General features: G+C 65.4%; 16 protein-coding genes. 9 read left to right on the top strand and 7 right to left on the bottom strand.

The genetic code is table 11. The features are described from left to right. Positions 1-7: 7 nt before the first annotated feature. Positions 8-928 carry a LysR family transcriptional regulator gene (locus ACQ4W4_RS01600; protein ID WP_436540517.1) on the bottom strand — a complete coding sequence of 307 codons (921 nt, stop codon included), beginning with the start codon at positions 926-928 and terminating at the stop codon, positions 8-10. Between the two features lie 97 nt (positions 929-1025). Between ACQ4W4_RS01600 and ACQ4W4_RS01595 the strand changes: the two genes are divergently transcribed. Beyond that, entirely contained in the window at positions 1026-2195 is a 1170-nt protein-coding gene (locus tag ACQ4W4_RS01595) for a mandelate racemase/muconate lactonizing enzyme family protein (protein WP_436540516.1), read from the top strand. Positions 2196-2198: 3 nt separating this feature from the next. On the opposite strand, the gene ACQ4W4_RS01590 is transcribed toward ACQ4W4_RS01595, so the two are convergent. Genes ACQ4W4_RS01590 through ACQ4W4_RS01580 form a run of 3 tightly spaced genes read right to left on the bottom strand, consistent with a single transcriptional unit; the run spans position 2199 to position 3854 of the window. Beyond that, a complete protein-coding gene (locus tag ACQ4W4_RS01590; protein WP_436540515.1) occupies positions 2199-2561 on the bottom strand; it encodes a glyoxalase superfamily protein in 363 nt (120 codons plus the stop codon). A 42-nt stretch (positions 2562-2603) separates the two neighbouring features. Further along, positions 2604-3305 carry a hypothetical protein gene (locus ACQ4W4_RS01585; protein ID WP_436540514.1) on the bottom strand — a complete coding sequence of 234 codons (702 nt, stop codon included), beginning with the start codon at positions 3303-3305 and terminating at the stop codon, positions 2604-2606. A gap of 39 nt (positions 3306-3344) precedes the next feature. Then, entirely contained in the window at positions 3345-3854 is a 510-nt protein-coding gene (locus ACQ4W4_RS01580; RefSeq protein WP_436540513.1) for a hypothetical protein, read from the bottom strand. Positions 3855-3927: 73 nt separating this feature from the next. Here ACQ4W4_RS01580 and ACQ4W4_RS01575 point away from each other — a divergent pair, with 73 nt between their 5' ends. The 8 genes from ACQ4W4_RS01575 to nosR all read left to right on the top strand — a co-directional run bounded on the left by ACQ4W4_RS01575 (position 3928) and on the right by nosR (position 11875). Continuing rightward, positions 3928-4986 (top strand): Lnb N-terminal periplasmic domain-containing protein, encoded by a 1059-nt coding sequence (locus ACQ4W4_RS01575; RefSeq protein ID WP_436540512.1) that lies wholly within the window; start codon positions 3928-3930, stop codon positions 4984-4986. An 85-nt stretch (positions 4987-5071) separates the two neighbouring features. Beyond that, positions 5072-6334, top strand: coding sequence for a DEAD/DEAH box helicase (locus ACQ4W4_RS01570; RefSeq protein WP_436540511.1), 1263 nt, complete (start codon positions 5072-5074; stop codon positions 6332-6334). Positions 6335-6426: 92 nt separating this feature from the next. Then, positions 6427-6879, top strand: coding sequence for a hypothetical protein (locus ACQ4W4_RS01565; protein ID WP_436540510.1), 453 nt, complete (start codon positions 6427-6429; stop codon positions 6877-6879). A gap of 146 nt (positions 6880-7025) precedes the next feature. After that, complete coding sequence (locus ACQ4W4_RS01560) at positions 7026-7892, top strand: response regulator (protein WP_436540509.1); 867 nt, start codon at positions 7026-7028, stop codon at positions 7890-7892. After that, complete coding sequence (locus tag ACQ4W4_RS01555) at positions 7889-8221, top strand: hypothetical protein (RefSeq protein ID WP_436540508.1); 333 nt, start codon at positions 7889-7891, stop codon at positions 8219-8221. Before ACQ4W4_RS01560 ends, ACQ4W4_RS01555 begins: the two co-directional genes overlap by 4 nt. After that, the gene (locus ACQ4W4_RS01550) at positions 8218-9057 is read left to right on the top strand and encodes an HDOD domain-containing protein (RefSeq protein ID WP_436540507.1); all 840 of its coding nucleotides are present in this window, start codon (positions 8218-8220) and stop codon (positions 9055-9057) included. The genes ACQ4W4_RS01555 and ACQ4W4_RS01550 overlap by 4 nt, the downstream gene beginning before the upstream one ends. A 14-nt stretch (positions 9058-9071) precedes the next feature. Continuing rightward, positions 9072-10535 carry an ATP-binding protein gene (locus ACQ4W4_RS01545; RefSeq protein ID WP_436540506.1) on the top strand — a complete coding sequence of 488 codons (1464 nt, stop codon included), beginning with the start codon at positions 9072-9074 and terminating at the stop codon, positions 10533-10535. Beyond that, the gene (nosR, locus tag ACQ4W4_RS01540) at positions 10532-11875 is read left to right on the top strand and encodes a response regulator c-di-GMP phosphodiesterase, NosR family (RefSeq protein WP_436540505.1); all 1344 of its coding nucleotides are present in this window, start codon (positions 10532-10534) and stop codon (positions 11873-11875) included. The genes ACQ4W4_RS01545 and nosR overlap by 4 nt, the downstream gene beginning before the upstream one ends. Here the strand turns inward: nosR and ACQ4W4_RS01535 are convergent. The 3 genes from ACQ4W4_RS01535 to ACQ4W4_RS01525 form a co-directional block, all read right to left on the bottom strand. Then, complete coding sequence (locus tag ACQ4W4_RS01535) at positions 11872-13197, bottom strand: ATP-binding protein (protein WP_436540504.1); 1326 nt, start codon at positions 13195-13197, stop codon at positions 11872-11874. The genes nosR and ACQ4W4_RS01535 overlap by 4 nt on opposite strands. A gap of 87 nt (positions 13198-13284) precedes the next feature. Then, complete coding sequence (locus tag ACQ4W4_RS01530; RefSeq protein WP_436540503.1) at positions 13285-13956, bottom strand: hypothetical protein; 672 nt, start codon at positions 13954-13956, stop codon at positions 13285-13287. Then, the gene (locus ACQ4W4_RS01525) at positions 13953-14978 is read right to left on the bottom strand and encodes an MlaD family protein (RefSeq protein WP_436540502.1); all 1026 of its coding nucleotides are present in this window, start codon (positions 14976-14978) and stop codon (positions 13953-13955) included. Before ACQ4W4_RS01525 ends, ACQ4W4_RS01530 begins: the two co-directional genes overlap by 4 nt. Between the last annotated feature and the right edge of the window lie 43 nt (positions 14979-15021).

Raw genomic sequence — 15021 nt, 5'->3', positions numbered from 1 at the left:
TTGTAGTTTAACCTGATTCTGCCGCTGTGGCCGCTTCCGGCTGCAATTGCTGGATGAGAAAATTGATAAAAGCGCGCACTTTGGCGGGCAACTGGTGGCGGCTCGGGTAGTAGGCGTACAGGTCGGCCGGCGCCAGCGCGTAGTCGGCCAGCACCACGCGCAGGCGGCCGCTGTCGAGGTAGCGGGCCAGGTCCCATTCCGAACGCGGCAGGATGCCGTGGCCATCGAGCGCCCAGCCCAGCACCACGTCGCCATCGTTGCTGGCCACCGTGCCGCGCACCTTCACCGTGTGCGTGGCGCGGCCCTTACTCAGGCGCCAGATGCCGTAGGCGTCGTCGTTCTGCCGGTGCACGATGCAGCGGTGCCGCGCCAGGTCGTCGGGCGTATGCGGCGTGCCGTGCGCCTGCAGGTAGGCGGGCGAGGCGCACAGGAAACGCCGGTTCGACATGATGCGCCGGGCCGACAAACGCGTGTCGGGCAAGTCGCCGAAGCGGATGCCAAGGTCGTACGCCTGTTCGACCAGGTTGATGGGGCTGTCCGTCAGCTGCAGCTGCACTTCCAGCTGCGGGTGGCGCAGGGCGAATTGCGACAGCAGGGGCGCGATCACGGTGCGGCCGAAGCCCAGCGTGGCATTCACGCGCAACAAGCCCTTGGGCTCGGCGCTGCCGCTGGCCAGGGACTCGTCCATGGCGCGGATGTCGTCGAGGATTTGCCGCGCCTGCTGCAGATAGCTTTCGCCGTCGCCCGTCAGGCTGATGCGCCGCGTGCTGCGGTTCAGCAAACGCACGCCCAGGCGCTGCTCCATCAGCACCAATCGCTTGCTGACGGCGGGCGGCGTGATGCCCAGCTCGCGGGCCGTGGCCGACAGGCTGCCCAGCTTGGCCAGCAGCACAAAGAAAGCCATTTCCGTGGTGGCGTCGCTTTTCATTATTAACCTCAAGTGAATAATGGTTTAAATTGGAAGTGATTATACGATTCCATATCGCGGGTAAGCTGGCGCTATCGTTCAAGCACAGGAGAGCCGCATGAAAATCGTCGAGATCCGCGAAAAGACCATCCCCATTTCCTCGCCCATCCGCAACGCCTATATCGATTTCACGAAGATGACCCTGAGCCTGGTGGCCGTCGTCACGGACGTGATGCGCGACGGCAAGCCCGTCGTCGGCTACGGCTTCAATTCGAACGGCCGCTACGGCCAGGGCATGCTGATGCGCGAGCGTTTCATTCCGCGCATCCTCGACGCCGATCCGGCCAGCCTCGTGACGGATGATGGCGCCAACCTCGATCCGCAGAAGGTGTGGGATTGCATGTACACCAATGAAAAGCCGGGCGGCCACGGCGAGCGCTCGGTGGCCATCGGCACCATCGACATGGCCATCTGGGACGCCGTGGCGAAGATCGAGAACAAGCCGCTGTTCCAGTTGCTGGCCGAGCGCCACGGCACGGGCGTGGCCGACAAACAGGTGTTCGTGTATGCGGCGGGCGGCTATTACTACCCGGGCCAGAGCCTGTCCGCCCTGCAGGACGAGATGCGCAGCTATATCGACCGCGGCTACACGGTGGTCAAGAAAAAGATCGGCGGCGCCTCGCTGGACGAGGACTTGCGCCGCATCGACGCCATCATGGAGGTGCTGCAGGATGGCCAGAAGCTGTGCGTGGACGCGAATGGCCGCTTCGACCTCGACACCTCGATCGCCTACGCCAAGGCGCTGCGCCAGTACGACCTGTTCTGGTACGAGGAGGCGGGCGATCCGCTCGATTTCGAATTGCAATCGACCCTGCGCAGCTACTATGACAAACCGATGGCGACGGGCGAAAACCTGTTTTCCATGCAGGATGCGCGCAACCTGATCCGCTACGGCGGCATGCGCGCCGACCGCGACTGGCTGCAGTTCGACTGCGCCCTCAGCTACGGTCTGGTGGAGTATTTGCGCACGCTGGACATGCTGCACCAGCACGGCTGGTCGCGCAGCCGCTGCATCCCGCACGGCGGCCATCAGATGTCGCTGAATATCGCGGCGGGACTGGGCCTGGGCGGCAATGAATCCTACCCCGATTTATTCCAGCCCTTCGGCGGCTTCCCCGATGGCGTGCGCGTGGAAAACGGCCACATCACCATGCCGGACCTCATCGGCATCGGCTTCGAGGGCAAGGCGAACCTGTATGCGGAAATGCGCGCGCTGAGCGGGCAGTAGGCGTTATGCGCTGCGCTGCCAGAAGCGCAGCCGGTTGCCAAACGGGTCCGCCACTTCCAGGATGCGGCCCCAGTCCTCGTCGCGGATGCCGGGCCGCGCATACGGGTAATCCTTGGCCTGCAGCTCCGCGTGCAGGGCGGCGATGTCGACGACGGGGATCAGCAGCGCCGCGCCGGGCGTGGCGTCGCCGTAGTGCTCGGACAGATGCAGCACGAGATCACCGCGCGTCACCTGCAAGTACAGCGGCGCGGTGGGCTCGAAGCGGTGTTCCCAGTCCAGGGTAAAACCGAGAAAACCGAGGTAGAACTCGCGCGCTTTTTCTTCGGAGAAGCTGCGCAGGATGGGGATGGCGGGGGACAGCTGCATGGCGGCCCTTTCCATAAAAGTGGCAAGATCCCTATTCTAGCCTCAGGCCAGCGCCTGCCGCTTCACCTGTGCGGCGGGACTGCTCTTCTCCCAGCGGAACAGCCACATGATGATCAGCTTGGTCGTGGCGCTGACGCAGGCCAGCAGCAGGGGCCAGCCTGTTTTCAGCCCCATGACGCAGGCAAAGAAGGTGGTGCTGATATCCATCGCCAGGATGAACTGGCTCATCTTCAGCGACACGGCGCCCGTCTTGCCCGAGCGCCAGATCAATCGGATCTGGTGCGCATAGCCCTGCGCCAGCAGCACGGTGACGGCGACGATCAGGCTTTGCGAGATCACGCGCTTTTCATCGCTGAAGGTGGGACCGAAGGCCAGCCCCGCCACACCGGCGCCCAGCAGCAGCGCGCAGGCCAGCAGCGCATGGCGCGATGCCAGGCTGCGGCGGTCGCGGTCGATTTCATACAGGATGGCCAGCGCGATCAGCGAAGCGATCAAGCGGGGCCAGACGATGTAATGGTTGAACGGCGTGATCGAATAGCCATACACAAAGAACGCGCAATACGCGAGGAAGCTGACGGTGAACTGGTTGAGCGACAGGATGTCCGTCGTCTTGCCGGCGCCGACCCTGGCATCGTGCTTGCGCTGCCAGATCTTTTGCAGCTGCGACCACAGGCCGTACAGGCTGACGATGATGAAGAGGGAATTGAGGCTGCCGGCGAGGGCGTAGAGCGTTTGATGCTGCAAAGTGTCACCTGAATGTTATTGCGGTTGTTATAGTTGTTGCTATGCAGCGATGGATGCGGCCTGATTGGCCGGCCCGGCGCCAACAAGGATGCGTGCCTCGGCGGCGGCAATCTTGATGCTCAGGTCACTCATGAAAATCAACGCGAGATCCGTGCAGCCTTCGCTCGCCTCGTGCGACGCGACGCCGTCCATGTCATCACGCATGGCATTCCACATGAAGCCGATGGAGGACAGGCATTTCTCCCCGTTGACATGCTCACCTTCGCCGGATTCCCGGATTTTCAGCACATGCACGCCTTCGCAGACCAGCGTCAGCGCAGGTGGCATGCCGGGCCTGACCCAGTCGCCGGCACTGCGTACCCAATGCAGTTGCAGCTGCCGTGCAGCGATGCGGTAGTCGATCTGCGTGAATTCGTAATCGTTGTGCAGGTCAAGTTCTTGCTCTTCAAGCAAGATTTTAGTTAAACCTTTGACGATGGAAAAACCATGGAGTCGCATACGCAGGCAGAATTGATTGTAAAAGAAATCATTATGCCATCGAAATAACATCGTGCGCCTGTCCCAAGATAGGCTGGCACGCCCGAAATACTGGCACATCTTCACTTGCCCCTATAATTGCGGCATGACTTTCTTATCACTGCGTGCCCGCTCCGTGCTGGCCACCCTCGGCAAAATGGCCGTTTCCCTGATTCTCCTGTTGACTGCGCTGTGGGGCGCGCTGGCGCTGTGGTACCAGGTGTCCGGCGGCACGGCGGCGCAAGCGATCGGCGCGCTGCTGTGGGGCGCGCTGGGCGTGGCCAGCGTGGTGCTGTGGTGGACGCGCGGCGATGCGCGCGTGCTGCTGCCGTATGCGGCCGGTTTTCTCCTGCTGCTCGTGTGGTGGAGCCTGATTACGCCGAAGCAGCAGCGCGTGTGGGCCGACGACGTGGCGCGCAACGTCACGGGCACGGTCAAGGGCAATCTCGTCACCCTGGACAATGTGCGCAATTTCGACTGGCGCAGCGATGACGATTACACGGTCAAGTGGGAGCGGCGCAGCTACGACCTTGACGAACTGCGCACGGTGGACACGGCGCTGTCGTACTGGACGGGGCCGTACATCGCGCATACCCTGATCTCGTTCGGCTTCGCGGACGGGCGCTTCCTGACGTTTTCCATCGAAATCCGCAAGGAAAAGGGCGAGAGCTTTTCCGCCATCGGCGGCTTTTTCAAGCATTTTGAAATGAGCCTGATCGCCGCCGACGAGCGCGACATCCTGCGCGTGCGCACGAATGCGCGCGGCGAGGACATGCATCTGTACCGCGTGATGATGCCGAAGGCGGCCATGCGCTCGCTGTTCCTCGCCTACCTGGACGAGGCGCAGGCGCTGAAGAACCAGCCGCGCTTCTACAACACCCTGACGGCCAACTGCACCACCATCGTCTTCGAGATGGTGCGCCGCATCGTGCCGGGCCTGCCGCTCGATTACCGGCTGATGGCCTCGGGCTACCTGGACCGCTACCTGTTCGACGTCCAGGGCCTGGTACCGGGTTTGAGCTTCCAGCAGCTGCGCGACGGCGGCCACGTCACGGCGCGCGCGCGGGCGGCCAATGACGATGCGGACTTTTCGCATGCGATCCGCCGCGGCATGCCGGGCTACGATGAAACGGGCCACCCGAAGCTGCAAATGCCCAGGCAGTAAGCGCCTGCTTTATACTGTCGCTATTCCGACCGGCCGCACATTGCGGCCGGTCTCACTTCATGACTAAATAATAAGAAGGCCCGCTATGCCATTTTCCTCCCTGGGTCTGATTCCCGCCCTGGTCCGCGCCGTCGACAAGGCCGGCTATGCCGCGCCGACGGCCATCCAGGCGGCCGCCATTCCCGCCATCCTGCGCGGCAGCGACGTGCTGGGCGCGGCGCAGACGGGTTCCGGCAAGACGGCCGCCTACGCGCTGCCGCTGCTGCAGGCGCTGATGGCGCCGGCAACCGGCCCGCGCCAGGTGCGCGCGCTGATCCTCGTGCCCACGCGCGAGCTGGCCGCGCAGGTGGGGCAGACGGTGCACGCGCTGGCCAAGCCGCTGCCCGTCAAACTGAAGATTTCCGTGCTGTTCGGCGGCGTGTCGATCAATCCGCAGATGATGGACTTGCGCGGCGGCGCCGATATCGTCGTCGCCACGCCGGGCCGCCTGCTGGATCTGGTGCGCCAGAACGCCGTCAAGCTGGGCGGCGTGTCGCTGTTCGTGCTCGATGAAGCCGACCGCCTGCTCGACATGGGTTTCAGCGAAGAGATCAACGCCATCCTGGCGCTGCTGTCCAAACAGCGGCAAAACCTGTTCTTTTCCGCCACCTTCCCCGACAGCGTGCAGGCGCTGGCCGACAGCCTGCTCAAGGACCCCGTGCGCATCGAGGTGGCGTCCGAACCGCAGGACAAGCCCGACATCGTGCAGCGCGCCATCACGGTCGACGTGCCGCGCCGCACGCAGCTGCTGCGCTACCTGATCCTGCAGCAGCAGTGGGACAGGGTGCTGGTGTTCGTCGCCACCAAGTACGCGGCCGAACACGTGGCCGACAAGCTGCAGCGCGCAGGTCTGCACGTGGGCGCCTTCCATGGCGAATTCAGCCAGGGCACGCGCAGCCAGCTGCTGGCCGACTTCAAGGCGGGGCGCTTGCAGGTGCTGGTCGCCACCGATGTGGCCGCGCGCGGCATCGACATCGTCGGCCTGCCCGCCGTCGTCAACTATGACTTGCCCCGTTCTGCCGTCGACTACACGCACCGCATCGGCCGCACGGGCCGCGCGGGCGACAGCGGCACGGCCATCAGTTTCGTCACGGCCGACACGGAAGCGCATTTCCGCCTGATCGAAAACCGCAACGACTTGCGCATCGTGCGCGAAGTGGTGGCCGGTTTCGAGCCGATGGAACTGCCTGCGCCCGTGCATCCCGTCACGGACACGGTGAACGGCGGCGTGAAGGGCGCGCGCAAGAGCAAGAAGGACAAATTGCGCGAAGCGGCTGCCATGGCGGCGAAGGCGGCCGGGGACAATTAAATTCGCCTTATGTGCGCTGGCCGCTTGAACGGCCAGCCATCCCGGACTAAGATTGTGTTTCTATAAGGCAAGGGACGGGTATGCACATGATCATGATCAAACGGATGGCCGCTGCCGCCTGCATCGCGGCGCTGGCCGGTTGCGCCGGCCTGGGCGGCAAAACTGACAGCACCGGCATGCAGATGCCGGGCAAGACGCCGGCCGATGCCGCCGTGGCCGCCACCTGGTATAACCCGCCCAGCGAATTTCCCGGCATTTGCCTGACCCAGTTCAAGGATGGCAGCCTGCGTTTCGACGGCGGCTTCGCCTTCTATAATCCGGGCCGCTGGGCGTACGATGCGGCCACGTCGGAGCTGCGCCTGCAACTGGCGCCGACTCCCTCGCTGGAACTGTCGCACGCACAAATCGTGCAGCACCTGAATCTGCTGCGCATCGAGGCGGACAAGAACACGCTGGTGTACGCCGTGAAGGCCGACACGCAAGCCATCGGCCTGGGCGGCTTTGTGTTCTACCGCAACACGCCTTGTCCGGCGCGGCGCGGATAAATCACGGATAAGTGCAATGAAGGAATATTTAGTCGTATAATTTCAACGCAAGCTGGCTGCCGCGCGAGTCTCGCAAGACTGCCCCGCGCGGCAGATTCCCCTCCAGGCAAGCTCCGATATCGCTTTGGCGATGAGAGGATGGTCCGATGGATGTGCACGACGAGTATGGCCTGCCGGATATGGCGGCGCTGGCGGCGGACGCCGGGCAGCAGCCTGCGGCGGCGCCGCGCACCTTGCTGCTGGTCGATGACGAACCGAATATCCTCGCTTCCCTCAAGCGCCTGCTGCGGCGCGATGGCTACCATATCATTACGGCCAACAGCGGCCAGGAAGGGCTGGACGTGCTGGCCGCCCATACGGTCGACGTGATCGTGTCGGACCAGCGCATGCCGGGCATGCTGGGCGCCGACTTCCTGCGCAAGGCCAAGCTGCTGTGTCCGCAAACCATCCGCATCATGCTGTCGGGATATACCGAGCTGCAGGCCGTCACGGACGCCGTCAACGAGGGCGCCATCTTCAAGTTTCTCACCAAGCCCTGGGAAGACCATCAGCTGCGTGAGCATATCGCCGAAGCCTTTCGCCTGAAGGGCATCGACGACGACAATGTGCGCCTCAATGCGCAGCTGCGCGACGCCAACCAGGCGCTGGCGGCGGCCAATGCCGCCATGCAGGCGCTGGTGCGCCAGCAGCAGCACCAGATCAGCCGCGACGAGGTCAGCCTCGGCATCGCGCGCGAATTGCTGCAATTTCTGCCGCTGCCCGTGATCGGCCTCGATGAGGACGGCATGATCGCCTTCATCAACGCGGCGGCGGCCAACCTGTTCGAACGGGGCGCGGCCCTGCTGGGCAACGAGGCGGCGATCGTCTTGCCGCAATTGTTCGACGGCCAGGGCGCGCCTTGCCTGGCAGCTATCGATGGCCAGCCGTATACCGTGGCGGTCCATCCGATGGGCCTGCATTCGCGCTCGCGCGGCAGCCTGGTCACCCTGAGTCGTCATGGAGTGGATACATGAGTGAAAGCGGACGCGAGATTTCCATGGAGCAGGCGCAGGAGGGCATGGTGCTGGCGCAGGCCTTGAACGACGCCAGCGGCGCCGTGCTGCTGGCCCAGGGCGCCACCCTGACGGCGGCGAACCTGGCGGCTTTGCGCCGGCGTAATGTGGAACGCTGCCACGTCGTCATGGATGAGGCGATCGACCCCGCCGCGCAGGCGCACGCCGAGCAGGAACGGGTGCGCCGCCTGGAACGGCTGGCCGTGCTGTTCCGCGCCACGCCGCCCGATTCCGCCGGGGCCGAGCTGCTGGCGCTGCTGCAGCGCTACCGGCAAGGGGGCGCGCCATGACACGGCTCAGCTTTGAACATATCATCCGCCAGATACAGGAACTGCCTTCGCTGCCCGTGGTGGTGCTGGAACTGCTGTCGAGCATGGATCAGGACGACACGGATGTGCACGTGCTGGCGCAAAAGATCGAGCTGGACCAGGGCCTGGCGGCGAAGACCCTGCGCATCGCCAATTCCTCGTTCTACGGCATGCAATCGAAGGTCACCAGCATTCCGCAAGCCGTGTCCGTGCTGGGCTTTCACAGCATCCGCACCGTCGTCACGGCCTGCGCCCTGACGGGCAGCTTCGCGCCCGTCAGCGGCGGCTTCGATTTCCAGGCATTCTGGCGCCATTCGCTGGCCACGGCCATCGCCGCGCGCCTGCTGGCGCCGCACTTGCGCGTCAATCCCGAAACGGCGTTCACGGCCGGTTTGCTGCACGACCTGGGTACCCTGGTGCTGGTGACGCGCTTCCCGGCCGAGCACGCGCTCGTGCGCAGCTACCGCCAGGCGCACGACTGCCAGATGGCCGAGGCGGAACTGGCCGTCATCGGCATCGATCACGCGCAGGTGGGCAGCGCCCTGGCCGCCTACTGGAAGTTTCCCGAGGCGATACAGCAGGCGGTGGCCGACCACCATGCCATCGACCGGCTGGACGCGGGCGGCTTGCCGCTGGCCGTGCACGTGGCCAATGCCGTCGCCCTGGCGCTCGACCTGGCCGGCGTCGACGATGCGCTGGTGCCGCCACTGTCGTCCGCTGGCTGGCGCAGCGTCGCGCTGGATGAACAGGCCTGGCTGGCGCTGCTGCGGCAAACGGAACATACCTACGATGAAATGTCGCGGATCATGCTGGCATGAACAAGAAAGAGGCCATGGAAACAGACGCAGGGCAGGCGCTGCCCGCCATGCCGGAACGGCGCCAGGGCGATTCCATCGCGCTGTCGGCATTTTTCGACGGCCATCCCGTGGCCACCTTCGCCATCGATACGAACCACGTGGTGACGCACTGGAACAGCGCCTGTGAACAGCTGCTGGGCTTTACGGCCGCCGAGATGGTCGGCACGCGCGACCACTGGAAGGCGTTTTATCCGCAGCCGCGCGCCTGCCTGGCCGACCTGCTGGTGGCGGACGATATCGCGCTCGGCGAGAATGACCTCTACCTTGGCAAGCTGAAGCGCTCCCCCGTGATCCCCGGCGCCTTTGAGGCCGAGGATTTCTTTGCCGATATCGGCCCCGACGGCCACTGGCTGCATTTCACGGCGGCGCCCCTGCGCGACCGCCAGGGACGCCTGGTGGGCGCCATCGAAACCCTGCGCGACGTGAGCGAGCGGCGCCTGGCGGAACTGGCGCTGCGCAAGGCGCACGACAATCTGGAACACCTGGTGGCCAAGCGCACGGCCCAGCTGGCGGAAATGAACGAGCGCCTGGCCGACGATATCCGTCAGCGCCAGATCGCCGATCTGGAACTGCGCGAGCGCAACCTGGCCCTGACGGAATTGAACAGCAAGCTGTCGCTGGCCCAGCAAAAGCTGCTGCAGTCGGAAAAACTGGCCTCGATCGGCCAGCTGGCCGCCGGCGTGGCGCACGAGATCAACAATCCCATCGGCTATGTGTTTTCCAATGTCGGCACCCTGGAAGGCTATCTGGACGATCTGTTTTCCATGCTCGACGCCTACGAGGAAGCCGAGCCGGCCGTCGCCGACCCCGTGGTGGCGGCGCGCCTGCGGGCGCTGCGCGAACAGATCGACCTGGACTTCCTGCGCACCGACATTCCCATGCTGATGGGCGAGTCGAAGGAAGGCATTTCGCGCGTGCGCCGCATCGTGCAGGACCTGAAGGATTTTTCGCGCACGGATGCGCACCAGGAATGGGTCTGGGCCGATCTGCGCCAGGGCATCGATACCACGCTCAATATCGTGAATAACGAGGTCAAGTACAAGGCCGACGTGGTGCGCGAGTATGCCGACATTCCCGATATCGAATGCCAGCCTTCCGAGCTGAACCAGGTGATCATGAACCTCGTCGTCAACGCAGCCCACGCCATGGGCGAGGCGCGCGGACGCATCACCCTGCGCACGGGCAGCGACAACGCCACGGAAGTGTGGATCGAGGTCGAGGACACGGGCGCCGGCATCGCGCCCGAACACCTGTCGCGCATCTTCGACCCCTTCTTTACCACCAAGGCCGTCGGCAAGGGCACGGGACTGGGCCTGTCGCTGGCCTACACGACGGTGCAGAAACACCATGGCCGCATCGACGTGCGCAGCATCATCGGCCGCGGCACCACCTTTCGCATCACCTTGCCCGTACGCCAGGCGCAGCCCGTCACACCATGACCGAACAGGACCGCATGAGCACCAGCACCAGCATCAGCACCGCGGCCGCGCCGCCCACCATCCTGTGCGTCGACGACGAACCGAATATCCTGTCGTCGCTGCGGCGGCTGTTCCGCCCGCACGGCTATCGCGTGCTGACGGCCGACGGCGGCGCGGCCGGCCTGGCCCTGCTCGAGAGCGAGACGGTGGACCTGGTCATCTCCGACATGCGCATGCCGCACATGGACGGCGCGCAGTTCCTGGCCCAGGTGCGCCAGCGCTGGCCCGGCACCATACGGCTGCTGCTGACCGGCTATGCCGACATCCAGTCCATCCTCGACGCCATCAACCAGGGCGAAATCTACCGCTACGTGACCAAGCCGTGGGACGAGAACGATATCGTGCTGGTGGTGCGCCACGCGCTGGAACGGCGCGCGCTGGAACAGGAAAAATTGCGCCTGGAAGCGCTGACGGCCAGCCAGAACGTGGAGCTGCAGGCGCTCAACGCCAGCCTGGAAGCGAAGGTGGCCACGCGCACGCAGCAGCTGAAACAGTCGCACGACGAGGTGCAGGCGGCCAACGAGCGCCTGAAGGCCACGTTCGTGACGACCATCAAGGTGTTTTCCAACCTGATCGAAATGCGCGGCGGCAAGCTGGCCGGCCATGCGCGGCGGGTGGCCGAGCTGTCGCGCAAGCTGGCGCAGGCGCTGGGTCTGGAAGGGCAGGAGGCGCGCGACGTGTTCATCGCGGCCCTGCTCAAGGATATCGGCAAGCTCAGCCTCAGCGACGACGTGCTGGAATTGCCGGCCAGCGCCTGGACGGGCGAGCAGCTGGCCGCGTTCCGCAAGCATCCGCTGCGCGCCGAACAGCTGCTGATGGCGCTCGACGAGCTGCGCGCCGTCTCCGTGATCCTGCGCTCGCAGCTGGAACGTTTCGACGGCGGCGGCTTTCCCGATGGCCTGGTGGGCCTGGCCATTCCCATGGGCGCGCGCATCCTGGCGCTGGCGTCCGATTACGACGGCTTGCAGATCGGCGCCATGGTGCAGCGCAGCCTGCGCGCCGAGGAAGCGCGCACCCTGATCTACGACAGCATCGGCAAGCGCTACGACCCGGCCGTGGTGGCCGCTTTCCGCAGCATCATGGACGAGACGGAGCCGCCGGCGCGCGACCTGACCGTGCTGTCTGGCCAGCTGGAACCGGGCATGGTGCTGTCGCGCGATCTGATCAGCCGCGACGGCCTGATGCTGCTGGCGGCCGAACACGTGCTGACGGCCCGCGTGATCGCCCAGCTGCTCGATTTCGAAGGCAAGAACGGCGGACGCCTGAGCATCCGCGTGTACGCGCCCGTCAAGGACGCCTAGGCGTTCGCGGCGGCGGGCGGCTGCAGCGGCAGGTGCACGGTAAAGCGCGTGCCCTGGCCCACTTCCGACGCCACCTCGATACGTCCGCCGTGCTTGTTGACGATGCCGTACGAGAGCGACAGGCCCAAACCCGTGCCGCTGCCCACGGCCTTGGTGGTAAAGAACGGCTCGAAGATGCGGTTCAGGTGTTCGGGCGCGATGCCGGCGCCCGTGTCGCCGATCTCCACCCACACCCAGTCGCCCGCGTGGCCGGTGCGAATGCTGATCACGCCGTCGCTGTCGATGGCCTGGCCCGCGTTGACGAGCAGGTTCATGAACACCTGGTTCAGCTGCGAGGCCAGGCACAGGATCGGCGGCAGCTCGCCATAGTGTTTTTCGATGCGCGCCTTGTATTTCAACTCGTTGGCGACGATATTGAGGGTGCTGTCCAGGCCCGCATGCAGACTGGCCACTTGCCAGTCCGTCTCGCCCACGTGGGAAAAATCCTTCAGCGCCTGCACGATGTCGCGCACGCGCTTCAAGCCATCCATCGATTCGCGCACCAGGTCGACCATGTCGTCCTGCAGGAAGGCCAGGTCGGCCTGCGCGCGCACCTCGGCCACGCACGCGGCCAAGGCCGGGCCGTCTGGCGTTTCGCGCATCGCCGCTTCATACTGCTCGATCACGCCGAACAGGGTGCCGACATAGCCTTGCAGCGAACTCATGTTGGAGTTGACGAAGCCGATCGGGTTATTGATTTCGTGCGCGATGCCGGCCGCCAGCTGGCCGATGGACGCCATCTTTTCCGATTGCAGCAGCTGGTCGTGCGCTTCCTGCAGCTTGCTGATCAGTAGTTGCTGCTCTTCGCCGCGCGCCTGCAGCATCGCTTCCATGCCCTTGCGTTCCGTGATATCCGTCAGCGAACCGATCACCTCGAACGGCACGCCGTGCTCGTCGCGCACGAGGCGCAGGCTGTCGTGCATCCACAGGTAGCTGCCGTCGCGCACGCGGAAACGGTATTCATAGGCGCGCGCGCCTTCGACAAAGATCTGCGCCAGGCTGGAAAAAATGCCGGGCGCATCGTCCGGGTGGATGTGGTCGAACCAGAAATTGGGATCGGCCACCATCTCCTCTGGCTGGTAGCCCAGCACATTGAGGGCATTGTTGCTGACAAACGTCATCTTGAAGTCGCCGCTGGGCACGGTGCAATAGATGATGGAGGGTGTATTGTCGAGCAGGTATTGCAGGCGCACGGCCGTGGCCGCCGATGCGTCATCGCCAGGCGCCGCCCCGGCATGCCGGCCGGTCTCGGGAGTGGAAAGGTCGAAATCCTCGAACTGCATCGTCACACCTCGCTGCCTGCACGGCATAGCTGTCATCCTTGCTCGATTATGCCTGATTCTGCCTGCCTTGGGCCGCCATCGGCGCGCTCAGGGGGCCAGCGGCTGCTCGACGATCGCCATGCGCCGCGCGATGCGCTGCGCCGCCTGCGTATCGCCCGCCTGTTCGGCGCGCAGGCGCTGCACGCCCAGCCAGGCCAGCAGCGGACGGCGCCAGCCCTGGTCCGAGGCCGTGGCGACGGCCGTGTCGAGCAGCGCCGGCGTGGCGCGGCCCGAGCGCAGCAGCACGCCGGCCGCCACCAGCTGCGACAGCGGGTCATTGATGGCCGCCACGGCGCTGGCGGCGGCCGTGTCGGAGGCGGCGCCGGCCGCCGCCCGCTGCGCTTCCGGCAGCAGGGCGACGTCGGCCGCCTGCGCCTTGCCGGCCAGGTAAGCCGCATAGGCGCGGTCGGCGTCGTCGGCGTCCGCTTGCAGGGCGTCGAAGCCCGCGCAGTCCTCGAAGGCCAGGCTGGCCACGCGCGCGGCGCAGCGCAGCAGTTCGATGCGCGCCAGCAGGTCGAGCTTGCCCGTGCCGGCCACCTGGCTGCGGGCGCGCCGGAATTCCGTCTGCTCGACCAGGGTCTTGCCATTCAAATACGCCGATTGAAACCGTTCGATGGAACTTTGCGCATTCATTTTCCAGTCCGGCACGGGCGGGCCGCTGGAGCAGGCGGCCAGCGCTGTCATGGCCAGGGCAGACAGGAGGATATTGATATTTCTCATGGCAGTTTGATCTCCGGATTGCGCTTGAACGGCCATTTGCGGTTGATGTCATTGACCAGCTGCTCGACCTTGCGCAGATTGCTTTCCACATCGGCGCGCAACGGGCCCAGGTCGGCTGTGGCGGCCCTGGCGTTGGCGCCCACGGCTTGCGCCTCGACCAGCACGGCGTCGACTTTTTTCAGGCTGGCGCGGGTGTCGGCCAGCAGCGCATTTAGCTGCACGATGGTCGCCTGCGCATCCGTCATCACGCCCTTGTCGCCAAACACGCGCGTGTCGGCATTGGCCACCAGGCCATCCGTGCGGTGCGCCAGCTGGTCGGCCGTGACGAGCAGGGCGTTGGCCCGCTCGACCAGCAGGCGCGACTGCTTGTCGTCGCCCGTCAGCAAGCCCATGGCGCCGCCCGGGCCGCTCAGCTTGCCCGTCACGGCCTGCACGTTGCGCAAGGTGCCGTCGAGCGCGGAATCGCTGCCCGTCAGGCTGGCCACGTTGTTCAGCAAATCCTTGGCGGCGGCCAGCAGGCGGGGGATTTCCGCCGCCATGTCGCCCACCAGCAAGTCGCGCGTGGCGTCGTCGGGCAGCGGCGGGTCCGTCAGGATGCCGCTGTAGGCGCGCAGCTTGGCGCCGCCCACGATGCCACGCTCCAGGGTGAAGATGGAGCTGCTGCGCAGCCAGTGCGCATCCTTGCGCGGCACGTCGACGATGACGCGCGCGCGGCCGTCCGGCGCCAGTTCGATGCGCTGCACGCGGCCGATGGGAAAGCCGGAAAAAGTCAGGTCGGCACCGACGCCCACGCCGTCCGAATCGTCGGCCGTCAGCACCAAGGTTTGCGTGGCTTCGAAGGCGCCGCGCGCATACATCAGGTAGACGACGGAGCCGACCACCAGCACGAACATGAAGATGAGCAGGATGGCCGCCTTCAGTTCGGCGTGGCGCACGGGCGGCGGCGCGGGCAATACGGCGTCTTGCGTGAGACCGGCGGGCGCCGTGACGTCGACCTGGTCGGGATTTTGCGGTTGGCTCATGGCTTCTGGCTCTCGTATGGGTGGTTCGGGATCGCTGGCGGTG

This window comes from Janthinobacterium glycogeni (assembly GCF_051380725.1).
Taxonomy (GTDB): Bacteria; Pseudomonadota; Gammaproteobacteria; order Burkholderiales; family Burkholderiaceae_D; genus Janthinobacterium.
Note: the sequence above shows the minus strand (reverse complement) of the source record. Positions and strands in the feature narration are given on the sequence as shown.